This window comes from Synechococcus sp. R5-15 (assembly GCF_047462035.1).
In the GTDB taxonomy this organism is placed as follows: Bacteria; Cyanobacteriota; Cyanobacteriia; order Thermostichales; family Thermostichaceae; genus Thermostichus.
Genome location: NZ_JANSIK010000126.1, coordinates 1 through 15778, shown reverse-complemented (window position 1 = coordinate 15778; position 15778 = coordinate 1). Strand labels below are relative to the sequence as shown.

Below are 15778 nucleotides of genomic sequence, written 5' to 3'. Positions count from 1 at the left end.
GTTGGCAGACTCGAAAGTAAACAGAAAGATCAACTGGTAGTAATCCGTACTGAACATATTATACATTATTATTATTTTCAGTACAGTTGAGCTTATTATTGACTAGAGTCATGCTCCACCAAGCGGTCGAATTCTCGCTCGAAGGTGACCAAGGCCCGGTTGGTTTTGCCCCCCAAGTAGAGCCCCGTCTCCGTTTGCAAAGCCCAGATTTGGCTGTAGCTGAAGTAGCTCATCACCACCCCCACCATCAACAGGCCAAATCCGAGATACACCGCAGGGATCCCCGGATCCGATTTAATTTGCAGTCCGGTAGCGCCGATCACCTCATCCAGATGCAGAGTGAGCGGGTTGGGGAAGCGTTGGGGAGCGATTTCGTCGAGGGCCAAGCTCATGCCTTGGCGCAGGGATCCCATCCATTGCCCTTCAGTGTCGTAGAGCAGGGCTGTCCCCTGCAAATCCGGCAGCAGCAGCGTGAGTCCCTGGCTCATGTCCGGCTGGGTGGGCACAAAAGCGCCCCAGAGTTTGTTGCCTGCCTCGGTACGCACCGGCACCACCGGGATTTGAAAAGTGGGGCTGTTGTTGATGCGGATGCGGATGCTGTCGATGCTCCAATCGGCTTGGTAAAGGGTCACACCCCGGTAGGAGAGAGGATGGTTGACGGAAATGGTCTGACGTTTGACCTCCTGACCCTGATCCAAGATCGAGAGGTCGGAATAAAACTGCTTGACACGGCCATCGGGAGCGTAGTCAATCCAGAAGCGATTGGCCCGAATTTGCCAGGTGGGCAAGTGAGCACGAGCCAGATCTCCCGCTCCGGTCAAGTGTTGAATGGAGGCCACGCCGCCGCTGGGAATGAGTTCTTGGGCCTTGAAGCCGCCAATGCTGCCCCAAATGGCCCCCAGCAAGATCAGCAGCATACTGACATGCACCAAGATGGGGCCGATCCTGCCGATTAACCCCTTGCGGGCGTAGAGGTAATGGCCCTCCTGAAACACCAGATAGCCCTGTCGACGCAACTGCTGCGGCAGCCCTTGTAAGGATTGTTGGGGCAGATAAGTCCAAAAGGGCAGGCGCTGAAAAGACTGCGGACGGGTGAGATAGCTCCAACGGCGAGCCACCTTGAGCATTGGCCACTGGCGCGTAAAGGAACAGGCGATAAGGCTGCTGCCGAACAGGATTAAAATAGCCAGAAACCAAGGGGTGCGGTAGACGTGATCCAATCCCAAGTTCAGGATCACCCGCCACGTGAGAAAGCCAAACAGGGCCGGATGCTCCGGATAGTGGGCTTGATAAAAAGCCGCCGTTTCCTCTTGCTCAATTACCGTGCCGGTGGCGCTCAAAACCGCAATCGCCAACAAAAGGCCGATGGCCAGGCGCAGATCCGCCAGCAGCGGCAGCAGCTCATGTCGAAAATACCGCCGCAGCGAGGAAGCCCAGCGGGCAAGCGGGAGAGAGTATATGACCATGAGAAGTTTGTCGGCTCAAGATTCAGATCGCTGCTCTTGCCAGGCAAGGTGCAGTTTTCAACAGGGTGCTGTAGGTGTAGCCCCATCTTAGCCTGCAGCAGCAGGGATCCCTTAGAGCCAGGCCGACAGGATCGTTACGCTGCCGAACCCCACCAACATCACCCCACTGGCGTAGGTGAGCCAGCCCGACCAGCGCCGCAAGGCCAACAGTTGCTTCACCGCTCCGGTAAACACCCCCGCCAGGAGCAGGGGAAAGGCCAACCCCAGCCCGTAAGCCAGCAACAGCCCACCCCCTACCCATGGCTGCCCTGTGGTGGAAACCCAAGCCAGCAAAGCCACCAAAACCGGCGTACTGCAGGGAGAGGCCACCAGGCCAAAGGTTAACCCCAGCAACACTGCCCGGCCTAACCTGGGCCATTTCCCGGGGATCTCGAGGCGGTTAAACCCATCGGGAAAACGCAGGGGGAGCACCTCCAACAAGTTCAGCCCCATCAAGATGGCAATTCCCCCCGCCACAGTGGGCCCAAAGGATCCCGTTTGTCCGTAAACGCGACCCAGCAAAGCTGCCGACAAACCCAGCAGGGTCAGGGTAAAAGCCACGCCAGCCGCAAAACCCAGGGATTGAGCCCAGACCTGCAGCCGCCCTTCTGCAGCCGCTTCGTCAGGGGTGCGAGTGTAGCCGCCGATGTAGGCGATGGTCACTGGCAGCATAGACAGCGTGCAGGGGGAAAGACTGGTGAGCAAGCCGGCCAAGCCCACCACCAGCAGACTGACGGGAGAAAGGTGCTGCAGTTGAAACTGCACCAGCTCAGTTGCCCATTGTTCCAGTTGGTAAAGCCAAAGCTGAGCCGTGCTCAACATAAGCTCGATCTGTCCACATAAGCTCAAGGTAGCATGAACTCCCCCGCCCCCCTGGGATCCCCAGTCTTGGGGGAGTACGTCTACTGTCCATTCCCACCGCGCAGGTTGTGAGGAATTCCGCGAGGATGGTTGACGGGGAACTGCTGCCATTCCTGTTGAGCTCGTTGCAGCACCAGGAGCAATTCGTCCCACCTTTCGCCAGCGATCAACTGCTCTATCTGTCGCAGCTGAGCTTGGTAGCTGCTCAGGGCAGTCAGCAGCGCCTGTCGGTTGTGGCGGGCCATTTCCAAACCCAATTGCGGGATCCCTCCGCCAACACGGCTGGTATCGCGGAATCCGCTGCTGGCCAAAGTGCGGGCCAATTCCAGAATCGCGGGATCCCCTTCTTGGCTAACCGCTGCGATCAAACTGGCGCTGACCATAACTGGCAAATGGCTGATCCAGGCCACCGCTCGGTCATGGCGTGCGGGATCCGTGAGGACAGCTTCTGCGCCAACAGCAGCAATCAGTTCTTTCACCGCATCGAGAGCCTGAGGTTGGGTCTCGGCGATGGGAGTGAGCACGTAGGGCCGCCCCCGAAACAAGTCAGCTTCTGCCGCTTGGATCCCTTGCAGGCTTTTGCCGGCCATGGGGTGCCCCCCCACAAACCAGGGCCACAATTCGGTTGCCGGAGCAACGATGGGCTGCTTAACCGAGCCGACATCGCTCACCACGGTTTCTGCCGACAAATAAGGCAACAGGGCGGCTAGCGTGGTCAACACCTGCTCCAGAGGGGTACAGATCAGCACCATTTGCGGATCAAAGCGAGCCAACTGGGCCAACTCGGTTCCACAGCCTTGGACAGCACCCCGTTCCAGAGCCTGTTTGCAGGTGGCCGGGTTGCGGCTTATCCCCCAGACGGGATATCCCTTTTCGGTCAGTTTGAGGGCCAGGGATCCGCCGATCAACCCCAACCCGACAATGGCAATGCGCATAGTATCTCAGTAAGCCAGTGAAACTCCTTTTTGGACACCACCAACAACCGCTTCCAGGTGTAGTAGGAGGCTGCTCCCGTAGCTCAGCGATACTCGCCACCGGCGGGCAAGCCTAGTTCCTTCCGAAGCTCCCGCCGCAGCAGCTAAATTCTCGGCCAGGGACTGTCCACTTGTCCATTTTTAAGTCAATATAGGGGTAACATCCGGGCTTGCTTGCCCTGCGGATTCGTGGTAGCCAAACTGGCCTCCGACAGGAAAAACAAGGGCAGGCCTTGGATGTATTGGCAGGAGCTCGGCCCGCTGTGGACTGCTGTTGCGCCGAAGGGATCCCAGCCTTTCGTGCCGGCTCAGCGCAGTTCTTCTTCGCTTACTCAAGAGCAGGTGTCCCTCTTCTCAGCGATTCTCCAGAACTGTACCCATCGAGCCACTTTCACAGCGGGCTCGGCTTTTGGCCTGCGAGTTCCCGCTTTAACCCCCGTTGGGGAGCACTCTGTCGTTTAGGAGATTCTATGCCTAGTGAACCCAAAACCCGCAAGAGCCGTGAAAGCACTAACCCGCGCCCGCGCGACCGTCGTCGTGAATCGGCCAAAGGGAGCAAAGGGGCAGTCTCAGCCACCCATCTCTCCTTGCCGAAGTTAATTCAAGAGAATGCGGTGCTCCAATCTCGCAGCCAGTTGTTGTTGATGTACAGTGACTTCCAAACCGAAATGCCCAACGATGGCAAAACCGGTGTGGGCACCTGGCTACAGTCTCGACTCAAGGAGCACGGCATGCCCAGCCTGCTGCGTTTTGGCCCCCGCTCCCGCCCCCAGGTTTTCCGCCGCGATGAATTTTCCGAGTGGATTACGCTGGCTCTGGCCTCTGTTAACCCCAACAGCGATACTGCCCCCCAAGAGCACCTGAGCTAGGCCGGAAGGGGAAGTTGAGCGGTAGAAGCAGAGGTTGCCGGCCCAGGGATCCCGCCACGCCCGTTGAGGGAAGAGGGTGAACTGGGCTTTTCTGTATCCGGCAATAGCAGGTCGCGGATGAGGCGAGCTGCCGAGCGTTGCAACCAGCGGGAGGCCAATTGACGGCCCAGTTGTTGAGCTTCCGGTTTGGCAGCCACCTTGGCAACAATCGGCAGAAGCTGCAGCGGCTGAAAGCTCGGGTTGCTGCTGAGGAGTTCCCACAGACGCTGCAAATGAGCCAAGCCATCTGAGCCACCCTGGGATCCCGAGCTGGAGAAGAGCACATCCACTAGGCGCTCCCGCAGGAAAGCGCCCCGCTCAGAAAAGATAAAATCAACGGCCTTTTCCAGGGATCCCTGTAGGTCAAAATCCTCGCTGTTGACGGCGTTGCGCAGCAGGTTCTCCAGGCGGTTCCAGCGAAATTGCCCCTGGTTAAACAGCAGCTCCCGCAGAGATACGCGCAGCTCCGGGGCCGGGTCGGTGAGCAGCCGCTGAGCCACATAGGGATAGGCCACGCTCAACACCTTAAAGTTGGGATCCAGGCCGATGGCGATCCCTTCCAGGGTGAGCAAAGAGCGGATGATCAAGGCGTAGTAGGCGGGAACTCGAAAGGGAAAGTCGTACATCACCCCCGAGAGCCGATCGGTGATGCTCTTGAAATTCAGTTCGGAGACCGATTTGCCCATCGCTTCGGCGAAGACAGCTTCCAGAGCAGGGATGATGGGAGTCAGGTCGGTATCTGGATCCAGGAACTCCAAGTCCACGTAGTCTTGGGCCAGCCCGGCAAAGTCTCGGTTTACCAAATGCACAATCGCCTTGATCAGGCCATAGCGCTGATGGGGCGCGATGGTGCTCATCATGCCGAAATCGATATAGGCCAGCCGCCCGTCGTACATGGCCAAGAGGTTGCCCGGGTGGGGATCGGCGTGGAAAAAGCCATTTTCCAAAAGCTGCTTGAGGGAGCAATTGACACCGATCTCGATCAAGTGCCGTCCATCCAGCCCCGCAGCAGCGATTTTGTCAACCTGAGTCAGCTTGATGCCATCAATCCACTCCATCGTCAGCACCTTGGTGCGGGTGTACTCCCAGTAAATTTTGGGAGCGTAGATGGAGGGGTGACGGTACAGCGCCAGGAACCGCTCGGCATTGCGGCCCTCCTGCGTGTAGTCCATTTCTTCGTAGAGGCGCCCGGCAAACTCATCGACGATGCCCACCAGGTCGCTGCGGATGCGGCGGAAAGTGCGTTTGGCCCAGGCGGCCAGGCTGCGGACAATATACATGTCGAGAGAGATGCGCCCAATCAAGTCGGGCCGCTGCACCTTGACGGCGACTTTCTCCCCGCTGTGCAAGTAGGCCTGGTACACTTGCCCCAAGCTGGCGGCGGCAATCGGTTCAGGGCTGATCTCTCGAAAGATTTTGTCTATGGGTTTGCCGATCTCCGACTCGATGAGGGCAAAAGCAATGGCATTCTCGAAGGGGGGCAGCTCATCCTGCAGTTTGGCCAGCTCCTCCAGAAACAGGGGCGAAACCAGATCGGGACGGGTGGAGAGGGCTTGGCCGATTTTGATGGCTGTCGGCCCCAATTCCGTGAGGATCTCCCGTAGCCGGGCCGCATGTTTCGGGCGATTCTTCAGTTCTACTCCCCGCCAGCGATCCCAAAACACCCAGGCCAACAAGCCCAAAAAGGGGGTGATCAACTGAAACAGGCGCCGCACCACCAGATCCCAGCGCCCTCGATATTGCTTGGCCAACTGCTCTGGGTCGTAACGCAAGCTTGGCTCAGGAACCACCCCCAGATCTGCCGGAGGGATGGAGACAGCCCCAGAACCCAAGCCATCCTGCCTCGCTGCTATTGTCACTACCGGTGTTGCGCCCATAGATGCCCCAACGGATTCCGTAACACATCTTAACTTGCTGGCTCAGCCTGGCGACCCTCGGAGACAGCCACCAGCCTGCTCGATTGGGTTTGAAAAGGCGGGACGAACCTTCGGAATAAGGATCTTCAGTCTTCTCCCTGAGGAGTTGACAGCAGCCCACCTCTGGGGATCCCCACCAAAACTAGAATGGGAAAACTGCGCTCTCTGCCTCTGTGTCTGGATCTCCCCCTCTACGGCCTGCCGAGCCGAGTGTGACCGGGTTTGCAGCCCTTAAGGCGCGCCACGTGCTGTTGGCCTTCTTGGTGATCAACCTGGGGGTAGGCTTGGGAGCCATCGCCTTGGCCCAGCTGTTTCATCTCCCATCTGACGATCCTCTGCTGGCCGACTTTGTCTATTGCGCTACATTTGTCCTCACCTGTATCTGGAGCTGGCGACGGGGGCAGCAAGCCCATCTGCAGATGAGACGGCTGTGGGGCAACTGGCGGGCTGCTATTCCCTGGGGATCCCTGCTGCGGGTGGTGCCGGCTTTGGTAGTGCTCTCCCTGGGCACAACTTTGTTGATGCTCTACCTGGTATCCCTGCCTGCGCCGGAGCTGGCGGAGTCGATGCTGCACTCACTGGGGGAAGAGGATAGGGAAACGGCCTGGCCGCAGATGTATCAGGGGTTGCGCTGGCTCTCGATTGGGGTGGTGGCCCCCATAACGGAGGAGTGGCTGTTTCGCGGCATCTTGCTACACCGCTGGGGCCTCAAGTGGGGCCTCTCCAGAGGTCTGCTGGCTTCTTCTGGGGTATTTGGCCTGCTGCACCCCAACCCCGTCGGGTTGACGGTGTTCGGCCTGGTGATGGGCCTGTTCTACCTGCAGACCCGCTCCCTGACCTTGCCTGTCTTGGCTCATGCCTTGAACAATCTCTTGGCTTTAGCGCTGGGATCCCTAGGAGGGGGAAGGATGGAACCAGCTGATCCAGTCGGGGCTTTCCACCTCTACTTTGGCCTGTTCTGTCTGGGGATAGCTGGGTTCATTTTGGTTCCCTTCGTCCGCTTCCATTGGCCGGAGCGTGGGGCTTGCTTGCCCTATTTCCTGAACCGCTGAGTATTGACTTCCTCACACTTTCCCTCCTGTCTGACGGACTTGTCTGACAGAAGAGCGCTGCCGTGGGATCCCCATGGGAAGTAGCGGAGGTTTGATTGATAAGGAATGCAAAGAAAACGCCAAAAACTGTCACTCGATCTCGGGAAAAAGCTGTGTGGATGGGGATATCCTGAAATAGGCAGCAACAGATTCCAGTGCAAAGTTTAGCTGTGGCTCGCTGGCCGATAGGGTAGTCGTTGGGCCGGGGGTCAGCCCAGAGGGTCAACATGGAAAGGCGGTCTTTTCTGCAAAAACTCCTCCTGGTTGCTGCCGGTCTTGGCCTATCCCCTGGCTGGTTGAGGGGCCGGGCTGAGCGATATGGGCAAGCTTTGGCGGCTGGCTCCCGCAAGCTGGCTGTTCTCATCGGTATTAACCGCTACCTTGGCGAGGGATCCGCGCTACAAGGGTGTTTGACAGATGTGGAGTTGCAGCGGGAGCTACTCCTCTATCGCTTTGGTTTTGACCCGGCAGACATTCTCACCCTTACCGATGGGGCAGCCACGCCGGCTGGGATCCAATCGGCCTTTGCAGAGCACTTGGGGGGTCAAGGTCACACGGCTGAAACGGTAGTGGTGCAGTTTAGCGGCTATGGCCAGTGGCGGCTGGGATCCGCGCCCAACTGTTGGCAGCCGGTGCTGCTGTTGTCTGGCTCTGAGGGAGTGGCAGCAATGGAGCTAGACAGCTTTTTCCGGCTTTTGGAAGGCTTGGGCACTGCCCAGATCACCACCCTTCTGGACTGTGGCTTTACCTATGTCTCGCCGTCGGTGCGAGGCAACTTGCAACTGCGTTCCCGTCCCCCAGCCGCCATCCCAGACTCCTCGGAACCCCAGCGGGTTTGGCCGTCTCCGCCCAAGGGCTTGCTGATTTCGGCCACCACCCCGCAAGACTTGGCAGCAGAAGCTGCTTGGCCGGGATTCTATGCTGGGGTACTCACCTATCTGCTGACGCAGTACCTGTGGGAAACCACGCCTGCCACCCGTCTGCTGGTGGCCTTTAGCCAAGTGGTTAGCCGGCGAGAGCTGGGCCTCTTCGCCTGCCAACGCCCCACCTTGGAAGGCAAAGACACTGCTCGACACATCCATCCCTATTTTCTCATGCCCACACCGGCAGGGGTCAGCGGGGTAGTTCAAGAAGTGAAGGGAAATCGGGCTCAGGTGTGGTTAGGCGGGATCCCATCGGCGGCCCTGTGTGGTTTGCAGCCGGGTACTCTCTTGGCTCCCATTCCCGCCGATCCTTCGGCCTCTTCGCCGACGCCGCTGCTCATGCGTTCTCGCAGTGGGCTGTTGGCTCAGGTTCAGATGGCCAGTCCGGAAGGGCAGCTTCCCCCTGTGGGCACACCTTTGCGGGAGCAGCTGCGCGGCCTCTCCAGCACGCTCAAGCTTTTGGTTGGCCTAGAGGAGAACCTGGGCCGCATTGAAAAGGTGGATCTGACCAATGCCATTGCCGGCTACAGCTGGATGGAAACGGCCAACCCCCGCGAGCGACAGGTGGACTGTTTGTTGGGCCGCATCACCCCGGAAATGGCCACTGCTTTTAGGACTCCGTCCCGCTGGCGCGAACGGTCGGATACCCTGCTCAAACCCCTGGAAGTGAACAGCTACAGCCTGTTCTGGCCGGGGCGAGAATTGCTCCTGAATTCCTGTGGCCCGGCAGGAGAGGCTGCAGCAATGGCCGTCCAGCGGTTAGCTCCCCGTCTTGCCCATCTGCTGGCTGCCAAACGTTTGCGCACCACTCTCAATGCTGTTTCCTCTTCCTTGGCGGTGGTGGCGGAGTTGGCTGTCAAAGGTAGAGCTGCCAATCGCGCCAGCGGGACGGAGTCCTTAGCTCCCTCGTTGGCGGCACGCCTTGTCCAGTCCGCAACTTCCGCTCCTGCTGAGGTGGGTATGCAGCGGTTTACGCGAGGGGATCCCTTGCATCTCACCCTTTGCAACAACAGCGAGCAGGATCTCTACGGCTACCTGTTGCTGATCGACCCGACCGGACAACTGCACCTGCTGGCCCCCCTGCCTCAGGACAACTTCACCACACCTCTTCGCTTGGAAGCCAAGAGCAGTTTAACTTTGCCACCCTTGCCGGAGGTCGATGGCGAGCTGCGCTCTGCTGTGAGCTCTGACTTGCTCACCTGTCATGCCCAAGGGCTGACGGAGCTGTTGTTTGTGGCCAGCACCCGCCCCCTGTCCGCCAGCTTGGAAGCCCTCAAGGCTATGGCCCGCAAACTGGGGGTAGCCCGTTCGCCGATGTTGCTCAATGGGCCGCTGGAATGGACGCAAACGCTCCTCGAGGAGTTGACTCAGCGTGCCTCCGAAGGGGATCCCGACTTGCGTTGGCTGGATCCCGCCCAATCCATCACCCTTTCCCTTACCTATTTGCTGGTTTAGCTCAGCAGCAGGGCAAACAAGCCACAGAGGGCAATACCATCGAAAACCCCGGCCCCGCCAATGCTGAGAATGCCTGAGCAATTGCGCCGCAACACCTCCGGCAAGTGCAGGAGATCCGCCCCGATAAGGGTACCCAAAACCCCGCCGGCAAAGGCCACCGCTGGCGCCTGATCCCCAGCCCAGAACAAAGCGGCCAAGGCTGCTGTAGCTGGGGCAATTAGAGGATTCATCTGAATGCCGATCCCGGGCACCACGTGGGAAGCATAGTAGCTGACCAAGGTTACCAGCGCCGTTACCGCCAGGATCAGCACGCTATCGGCCCGCCCAAATTGGTATAGGGCCAAGAGCACCGGGATCAGCCCCCCGCCCACGTTTAAGGCAATCACCGTCTCCTGGGAAAGCTTGGTCAAAGGGATCCCCCAGAACTGCCGCATCCACAAGCTAGCTAGGTCTTCTACCAGCGTCACCTCGCATTTCACCCGATAGAGGGGAATATTGACCGAGCTGCCCACCAGGATGGCCAGCAGCAGTAACAGCGCTCCCTCCCGCGAGAACCCCAGCTTTCCCACCGCCAGCGCCACCACATCCACTGCTAGCCCCAGCCAGAGGAAGGGCAATAGCAGTAGAAGCATTAAAAACAACAACAGTGAGACTGGCAGGTAGAACATGGCGGAGATTCCCTTTCCCCTATCCTATCAGGGCCCAAGCTGACTTCCCCAACCTTGGCCAGAAAAAAAGATCCCCACCTTTCACAAGTAAGCCTCAAGTAGGCTCTGTTAGACCGAAGATTTTATTGCGAATATTTTGAGCAATCTCGTAACCAGCACGCTGATCGCTGGGAGTCTTAGCTAGGGAAATTTGATAGCGGTTATCCCCGTGAAATCTAATCACAACGTAATTTTTCTCTGAAGCAACCTCAAAACCAAGCTTATGCAACTCTGCTTCATAACTATTATCGCACCATTTGCGGTAGCCTTTGAACAAATGATTTATATCTTCCCTAAGCCTTTGACGATAACTCTTACCTTCGTTTGCATGGTTATTCTGAATTAGGTCTTGGAGTATATGCTGGACTCTACTTCCCTTATGCACCTGATCGGCTGCTCTACTCAAGATCTCTAAGATAAAACTCTTGGCTTCTTCTCGATAAAAATCCCTTTCGCTTCTTGCTAAGACTATAGTATTAGTGTCGGCTTGCGCGAGATCCTCAATTCTCCGCCGAAGCTGTGCCCGCAGATGATCCAGTTCCGCTTGCTGACCTTGTAGCTGCTGCTCTTGTTTCTGAACTTGCTCAGACAAGTTCATGGCATTCTGCCGCCATTCTTGCCGCTCAGTTTCGAGCTGTTCGAGCTGTTCTAGGAGCTTCTGATACTCTGCTAGATCAGCCTCAAGTCTCTGGAGCTTCTCTTCCCGCTGTTGGAGCTGGGTTCGGAGCTCATTCAGTTGATTTTCATAGCTGCGTAGCTGCTGATCCTTTTCTTCTATTTGCTGAGAGAGATCCTCAATTCTCTGCCCCTGAAGCCCATCTAAGCGGTGTTGCTGGGCCAGCTGCGAGATCTGACTTTGTAGCTCTGCGATCCTGCCCTGGGCGCTTTGCAGTTGCTGCTCCTTGACCCGGAACTGCTCCAACAGGTTGTGACGCTCAGCTTCTAGCTCCTCCAGCTGGCGTTCCTTTTCCCTGACTTCCCCAGAAAGAGCTTGAATCTGACTCCGAAGCTCTTCACTCAGTTGGCTCTGCTCATCCAGACGTGCTCTCAAAGCCTGGACTTCTTCATTCATTTGCTGAAGCCGCGCCTGCAGCCGGTCCAGTTCCGCTTGATTGTCCTGTAGCTGCTGCTCCTTTTGCTGGACTTGCCCAGACAAGTCCATGGCAACCTGCTGCCATCTTTGCTGCTCAGCAACTAATCTTTGGATCTCTTCTTCTGTCTCTTCTTCTTTCTCGGCAGAGCGCTTCTGTAATTCTGAAACCTCATCTGTGAGCTGCTGAAGTTGCTCTTGCCGCTGTTGAAGCTGGGCTCGAAGCTCATCCAGTTGATTTTCATAGCTACGTAGCTGCTGTTCCTTTTCTTCTATTTGCCGGGAGAGCTCCTCAATCCGGCTTCTCAAAGCTCGAGCTCGCTTGCCGTGACGTTGGGCAACTTCCGCGGCTACCACGCTCCCAGTTCCAGCGACTAGACCCACTCCCCCGGCCTTACTGAGTCGATCCAGGGGCGCGGCAGCTATACCAGCAGCGGCGAGGGCAGTAACGAGGTGAACATAGAAGGGCTTGCGTAAGTCCATTGAGAACCCCAGCTAGGCAGGAAGCTAGAGCTCAAGATATAAAGAACTCCACTTCCAGAAGAGGCGCTCTGAAGAATTGTTAAATTACGAAAAATTACGAAAAAGAGGCCCGCTGCTGCCTCTCCCCGAGGACTTGCAAGCCGTGATGCTCGTGTGCTGAATTAGCCTGTTTATTGAACAAGTTATGGGATCCCGGCCACGCCGGTTTGGCGGGCAGCCTGGATTACCGCAGCGGCCACCTGAGGAACCACCCGCCCGTCGAAGACCGAGGGGATGATCCACTGGGGATCCAACTCTTCGGCAGGGATCAAGGCAGCAATGGCTTGAGCGGCAGCCAGGCACATCTCGGTGTTGATCTGCTTGGCGCGGCAGTCGAGGGCGCCGCGAAACACGCCCGGAAAGGCCAGCACGTTGTTGATTTGGTTGGGGTAGTCGCTGCGGCCCGTGGCCATCACTGCCACCCGATTGCCCACCAGCTCCGGCTGGATCTCGGGCACCGGGTTGGCCAGGGCAAAGACGATGGGATCCGGTGCCATTTTTTCTACCATCTCCACTGTCAGGGCATTGGCCACGCTCACCCCAATAAACACATCCGCTCCCACCAAGGCTTCCGCCAGGGATCCCTTCTCCTCGACGGCAATGGCCGCCTTCTCGGGGGTGAGATCGGAACGGGAGCGGCTGAGGATCCCTTGGCGGTCGCAGACCAGGATGTGGGCTGCCCCGGCCCGCCGCAGCAGTTGCGTCACGGCAATGCCGGCTGCCCCGGCCCCGTTGAGGACAATGCGCACCTCGTCTAGGCTCTTTTTCACCACTTTCAGGGCATTCAGCAGCGCCGCCAGCACCACAATGGCGGTGCCGTGCTGATCGTCGTGAAACACCGGCAGGTTGAGGCGGGCCTTGAGCTGAGACTCAATGGCAAAGCAGCGAGGGGCGCTGATGTCTTCCAGGTTAAAGCCGCCAAATCCCGGCGCCAGGCGCACCACCGTCTCTACAATTTCCCCCACCTCCTGAGTGGCCAGGCACAGAGGAAAGGCATCGATATCGGCAAAGCGCTTGAACAGCGCCGCCTTCCCCTCCATCACCGGCAAAGCTGCCTCCGGGCCGACATTCCCCAAGCCCAGCACCGCACTGCCATCGGTTACAATGCCTACACTGTTGCCCTTGATGGTGTACTCATAGACCGCGGCGGGGTTGGCAGCAATTTCCAGAGAAACCCGCCCTACCCCCGGCGTGTAGGCCATGGCCAGATCGGCGGCGCTCTCCAGGGGGCTTTTGGCCACCACTTGCAGTTTTCCCCCGCGGTGCAGCTCAAAGGTGCGGTCCACCGCCCGCTCCACCTTCACATTGGCCAAGGAGGCAACGGCGGCGTAAATTTGCTGAGCATGCTCGCTGCTGACGGCATCTACACAGATTTCTCGCACCGTTTCTGCTGCCGATTGGTGGATGAGATCGATCTGGCTAAGGCTGCCTCCCACTTCCGCAATGGCCTGGGTGACGCGGGCTAGGGCTCCCGGCTGGTTGAGCAGGCGAATGCGCAGGGCAATGCTGTAGCTGGAGCTGGGGGTGAGTTTTGTCATAGCTCCCTATGGTAGACGAAAAATCCGCTTCCGACCTGCACACCTTGGCCGATTGGCTGGAGGGCTACTACAGCAACCGCGCCCAGGCAATGGCGGAGCCGGTGTGGTTTGTGCCGGTCAGCCTTTGGTACGTGCGTCTGCCCCACCTGTTCTCGGAGGGGATCGGCTTTTTTACCGAGCAATTTAACCAGCACACGCCGGGCCGGTTTTATCGCAGCCGGGTGCTCCAGGTATTGGGGGATCCCTTGCGGATCGAGAACTACAAATTGCGGGATCAAGCAGCTTGGGCAGGTGCCTCTCAGGATCCGCAGCGCTTGGCGCAGCTCTCCTTGGCCGACCTGGAGCATTTGCCCGGTTGTCGCATTTTGGTGGAAAAGCGCCCAGACTGCTACCACGGCGAAATGCTGCCAGGTGGAGAATGTCGTCTGAACCCCGGGGATAGCACCTATATCCACATCGAGTTCGACCTCACCCCCAGCGAATTCATCACCTGGGATCGGGGCTTTGACGCCGCCACTGGCCAACAAACCTGGGGATCCCGCGCCGGACCCTACCGTTACCAAAAAGGGATCCCACCGGCCTCTTCCCCTCGCCCTTGGGGAGAGAGGGACAGGGGGTGAGGGCCAGAAAACAGTCAGGGGAACAAAAAAGGCAACAGATCTCGAAATCCTTTGCGCAGCCTGAGCAAAAAGATCAGCCGCTCCACCTCGGGGGAGACGGATCCGGTTTCGGGCCGAGCTGCCAAGGCTTCCTGGAGTTCTAGAGCTTCGGCGGCGGCGAGGGGCTGATTATCGACCGGAGAGCGAGCCCGCAAATCTGGCTGCGCCCGCAGCACCTCTTCCGGGATCTCATCGGCAGGGGGCAGTGCCCAAGCTTCTGGCCAAAGCAGCAGCAGACCCGCGCAGCAGCCCAGTCCTGCACTCCAGAGCCGTTGGCCCATCCGACCGGTTCTCCTAGCGTTGTCCACTGAACTCCACCCCTTGAAGGGATCCCTCCCAACCTTTCCCAACCCCTCGACCTGTTGCTGGGGGAAAGGGGGGGATCCCTTTAGCTGGCCATGGCTTCCGAGCGCTCTTGGATCACCCGATCCACGATGCCGTAAGCCTGAGCTTCCGTGGCCGAGAGGTAAAAGTCTCGCTCCACATCCCGCTCGATTTTCTCCAGCGGTTGGCCGGTGGTTTGCGCCAAGATCTCGTTCATGCGTCGTTTGACTCGCAGAGTTTCGCGGGCGCGAATTTCAATGTCGCTGGCTTGGCCTTGGATCGTGCCCAGCGAAGGCTGGTGCAGCATGATGCGGGAGTGGGGCAGGGCAAACCGCTTGCCCTTGGTGCCAGCAGCCAACAAAAAGGCTCCCATTGAAGCTGCTTGGCCCACGCAAACCGTAACGATATCTGGCTTGATGTGGTTCATGGTGTCGTAGATGGCCATGCCCGCCGTCACAGAGCCACCGGGAGAATTGATGTACATCACAATGTCCTTTTGCGGATCCTGCGAGTTGAGGTAGAGCATCACCCCCACGATGGTATTGGCCAAGCTATCGTCAATGGGCTCGCCGATAAACAAAATCCGCTCTTGGTACAGGCGATCGTCAAGGCTAATCCACTGGCTATAGGGCTCGCCGGGCAAACGGTAGGGAACCCGAGGCACTCCAATCGGCATAAGTTTCTCCTGGCAAAGTATGAAACACAGAACGACGCGCTTGTAAGATATCTTCCGCGCTCAAATCCAGCTGGGGCAAAACCGAGGAAACAATGCGTCCAGATCCAGTTTTGACCTCGCCTTCGTATTCTGATACATTTACGCTGAACACTGCTGAGCATTATCGCTCAACGGTGCAGCGATAGCATTCTGTCCATTTCCGAACAGAAAGGCGGTATCCCGCAAAGCCCTGAGCATAACGCCCAGAGCGCCTTGCCAATCCCGTGGTAGCCTATGGTTGCACTTTGGGCATCTAAACACCTTTGCGCCACCTAACCTCGTGTGGATGTGCCCGCACTTAGTACAGGTTTTGCTGGTGTACGCCTCCGACACTTCCACAACAACCACGTTTTTCTTTTTGGCTTGAAACTTCAGGAACTGCTTGAACCGATAGTGCGCCCAGGTGAGCATCGCCCTCGCCGTCTTGCTACCAAACTTCCTCCCCGCCTTGGCAACCATCTGGGCTGACTCGAAAGTGGGGAGGAATATCAATCGGTAGCTATCCGTCAGGAACGCCGCAACCTTGCGATGGCACTCGTCCACCAAGTTCCTGATTCTCTCCCGCAGACGAAACGCCGCTTGCCGCATTC

At 58.1% G+C, this 15778-nt stretch carries 14 protein-coding genes; 4 read left to right on the top strand and 10 right to left on the bottom strand.

Features of this window, described 5'->3' with window-relative positions; all coding sequences use genetic code 11:
* Nucleotides 1-95 precede the first annotated feature (95 nt).
* The 3 genes from NW839_RS10990 to NW839_RS10980 form a co-directional block, all read right to left on the bottom strand.
* Entirely contained in the window at nucleotides 96-1466 is a 1371-nt protein-coding gene (locus NW839_RS10990) for a cytochrome c biogenesis protein (protein WP_414350871.1), read from the bottom strand.
* 111 nt (nucleotides 1467-1577) lie between these two features.
* Nucleotides 1578-2327 carry a cytochrome c biogenesis protein CcdA gene (locus NW839_RS10985; protein WP_414350869.1) on the bottom strand — a complete coding sequence of 250 codons (750 nt, stop codon included), beginning with the start codon at nucleotides 2325-2327 and terminating at the stop codon, nucleotides 1578-1580.
* An 80-nt stretch (nucleotides 2328-2407) separates the two neighbouring features.
* A complete protein-coding gene (locus tag NW839_RS10980; protein WP_414350867.1) occupies nucleotides 2408-3301 on the bottom strand; it encodes a prephenate/arogenate dehydrogenase in 894 nt (297 codons plus the stop codon).
* A 509-nt stretch (nucleotides 3302-3810) separates the two neighbouring features.
* Here NW839_RS10980 and NW839_RS10975 point away from each other — a divergent pair.
* On the top strand, nucleotides 3811-4209 hold the full coding sequence (locus NW839_RS10975; RefSeq protein ID WP_414330450.1) for a hypothetical protein: 399 nt from the start codon (nucleotides 3811-3813) through the stop codon (nucleotides 4207-4209).
* Here the strand turns inward: NW839_RS10975 and NW839_RS10970 are convergent.
* Nucleotides 4206-6125, bottom strand: coding sequence for an ABC1 kinase family protein (locus NW839_RS10970; RefSeq protein WP_011432269.1), 1920 nt, complete (start codon nucleotides 6123-6125; stop codon nucleotides 4206-4208). The two genes, NW839_RS10975 and NW839_RS10970, sit on opposite strands and share 4 nt — an antisense overlap.
* Before the next feature lie 251 nt (nucleotides 6126-6376).
* Between NW839_RS10970 and NW839_RS10965 the strand changes: the two genes are divergently transcribed.
* Nucleotides 6377-7216, top strand: a complete 840-nt coding sequence (locus tag NW839_RS10965) for a lysostaphin resistance A-like protein (RefSeq protein ID WP_414380646.1) — start codon at nucleotides 6377-6379, stop codon at nucleotides 7214-7216.
* A 266-nt stretch (nucleotides 7217-7482) separates the two neighbouring features.
* Nucleotides 7483-9633, top strand: coding sequence for a caspase family protein (locus NW839_RS10960; RefSeq protein ID WP_414350862.1), 2151 nt, complete (start codon nucleotides 7483-7485; stop codon nucleotides 9631-9633).
* Here the strand turns inward: NW839_RS10960 and NW839_RS10955 are convergent.
* The 3 genes from NW839_RS10955 to NW839_RS10945 all read right to left on the bottom strand — a co-directional run bounded on the left by NW839_RS10955 (nucleotide 9630) and on the right by NW839_RS10945 (nucleotide 13490).
* Nucleotides 9630-10301, bottom strand: a complete 672-nt coding sequence (locus NW839_RS10955; RefSeq protein ID WP_414350861.1) for a DUF1614 domain-containing protein — start codon at nucleotides 10299-10301, stop codon at nucleotides 9630-9632. The two genes, NW839_RS10960 and NW839_RS10955, sit on opposite strands and share 4 nt — an antisense overlap.
* 94 nt (nucleotides 10302-10395) lie before the next feature.
* Nucleotides 10396-11913, bottom strand: coding sequence for a hypothetical protein (locus tag NW839_RS10950; RefSeq protein WP_414380644.1), 1518 nt, complete (start codon nucleotides 11911-11913; stop codon nucleotides 10396-10398).
* Between the two features lie 182 nt (nucleotides 11914-12095).
* Nucleotides 12096-13490, bottom strand: coding sequence for a malic enzyme-like NAD(P)-binding protein (locus tag NW839_RS10945; RefSeq protein WP_414350856.1), 1395 nt, complete (start codon nucleotides 13488-13490; stop codon nucleotides 12096-12098).
* An 8-nt stretch (nucleotides 13491-13498) separates the two neighbouring features.
* On the opposite strand from NW839_RS10945, the gene NW839_RS10940 reads away from it, so the two are divergent.
* Nucleotides 13499-14110, top strand: coding sequence for a chromophore lyase CpcT/CpeT (locus tag NW839_RS10940; RefSeq protein WP_414350853.1), 612 nt, complete (start codon nucleotides 13499-13501; stop codon nucleotides 14108-14110).
* A gap of 14 nt (nucleotides 14111-14124) precedes the next feature.
* Here the strand turns inward: NW839_RS10940 and NW839_RS10935 are convergent, their stop codons facing one another.
* From NW839_RS10935 to NW839_RS10925, 3 genes are all read right to left on the bottom strand, one after another.
* A complete protein-coding gene (locus tag NW839_RS10935) occupies nucleotides 14125-14430 on the bottom strand; it encodes a hypothetical protein (protein ID WP_414328714.1) in 306 nt (101 codons plus the stop codon).
* A gap of 107 nt (nucleotides 14431-14537) precedes the next feature.
* Nucleotides 14538-15149 carry an ATP-dependent Clp protease proteolytic subunit gene (locus NW839_RS10930; protein WP_011432257.1) on the bottom strand — a complete coding sequence of 204 codons (612 nt, stop codon included), beginning with the start codon at nucleotides 15147-15149 and terminating at the stop codon, nucleotides 14538-14540.
* A 138-nt stretch (nucleotides 15150-15287) separates the two neighbouring features.
* On the bottom strand, nucleotides 15288-15778 hold a 491-nt coding region (locus NW839_RS10925; RefSeq protein WP_414380642.1), incomplete at its 5' end, for a zinc ribbon domain-containing protein.

Excerpts from the sequence above, each read along its gene's own strand:
- NW839_RS10990 (WP_414350871.1), bottom strand. The coding sequence starts at position 1,466 with ATGGTCATATACTCTCTCCCGCTTGCCCGCTGGGCTTCCTCGCTGCGG.
- NW839_RS10985 (WP_414350869.1), bottom strand. The coding sequence starts at position 2,327 with ATGTTGAGCACGGCTCAGCTTTGGCTTTACCAACTGGAACAATGGGCA.
- NW839_RS10980 (WP_414350867.1), bottom strand. The coding sequence starts at position 3,301 with ATGCGCATTGCCATTGTCGGGTTGGGGTTGATCGGCGGATCCCTGGCC.
- NW839_RS10975 (WP_414330450.1), top strand. The coding sequence starts at position 3,811 with ATGCCTAGTGAACCCAAAACCCGCAAGAGCCGTGAAAGCACTAACCCG.
- NW839_RS10970 (WP_011432269.1), bottom strand. The coding sequence starts at position 6,125 with ATGGGCGCAACACCGGTAGTGACAATAGCAGCGAGGCAGGATGGCTTG.
- NW839_RS10960 (WP_414350862.1), top strand. The coding sequence starts at position 7,483 with ATGGAAAGGCGGTCTTTTCTGCAAAAACTCCTCCTGGTTGCTGCCGGT.
- NW839_RS10955 (WP_414350861.1), bottom strand. The coding sequence starts at position 10,301 with ATGTTCTACCTGCCAGTCTCACTGTTGTTGTTTTTAATGCTTCTACTG.
- NW839_RS10950 (WP_414380644.1), bottom strand. The coding sequence starts at position 11,913 with ATGGACTTACGCAAGCCCTTCTATGTTCACCTCGTTACTGCCCTCGCC.
- NW839_RS10945 (WP_414350856.1), bottom strand. The coding sequence starts at position 13,490 with ATGACAAAACTCACCCCCAGCTCCAGCTACAGCATTGCCCTGCGCATT.
- NW839_RS10940 (WP_414350853.1), top strand. The coding sequence starts at position 13,499 with ATGGTAGACGAAAAATCCGCTTCCGACCTGCACACCTTGGCCGATTGG.
- NW839_RS10935 (WP_414328714.1), bottom strand. The coding sequence starts at position 14,430 with ATGGGCCAACGGCTCTGGAGTGCAGGACTGGGCTGCTGCGCGGGTCTG.
- NW839_RS10930 (WP_011432257.1), bottom strand. The coding sequence starts at position 15,149 with ATGCCGATTGGAGTGCCTCGGGTTCCCTACCGTTTGCCCGGCGAGCCC.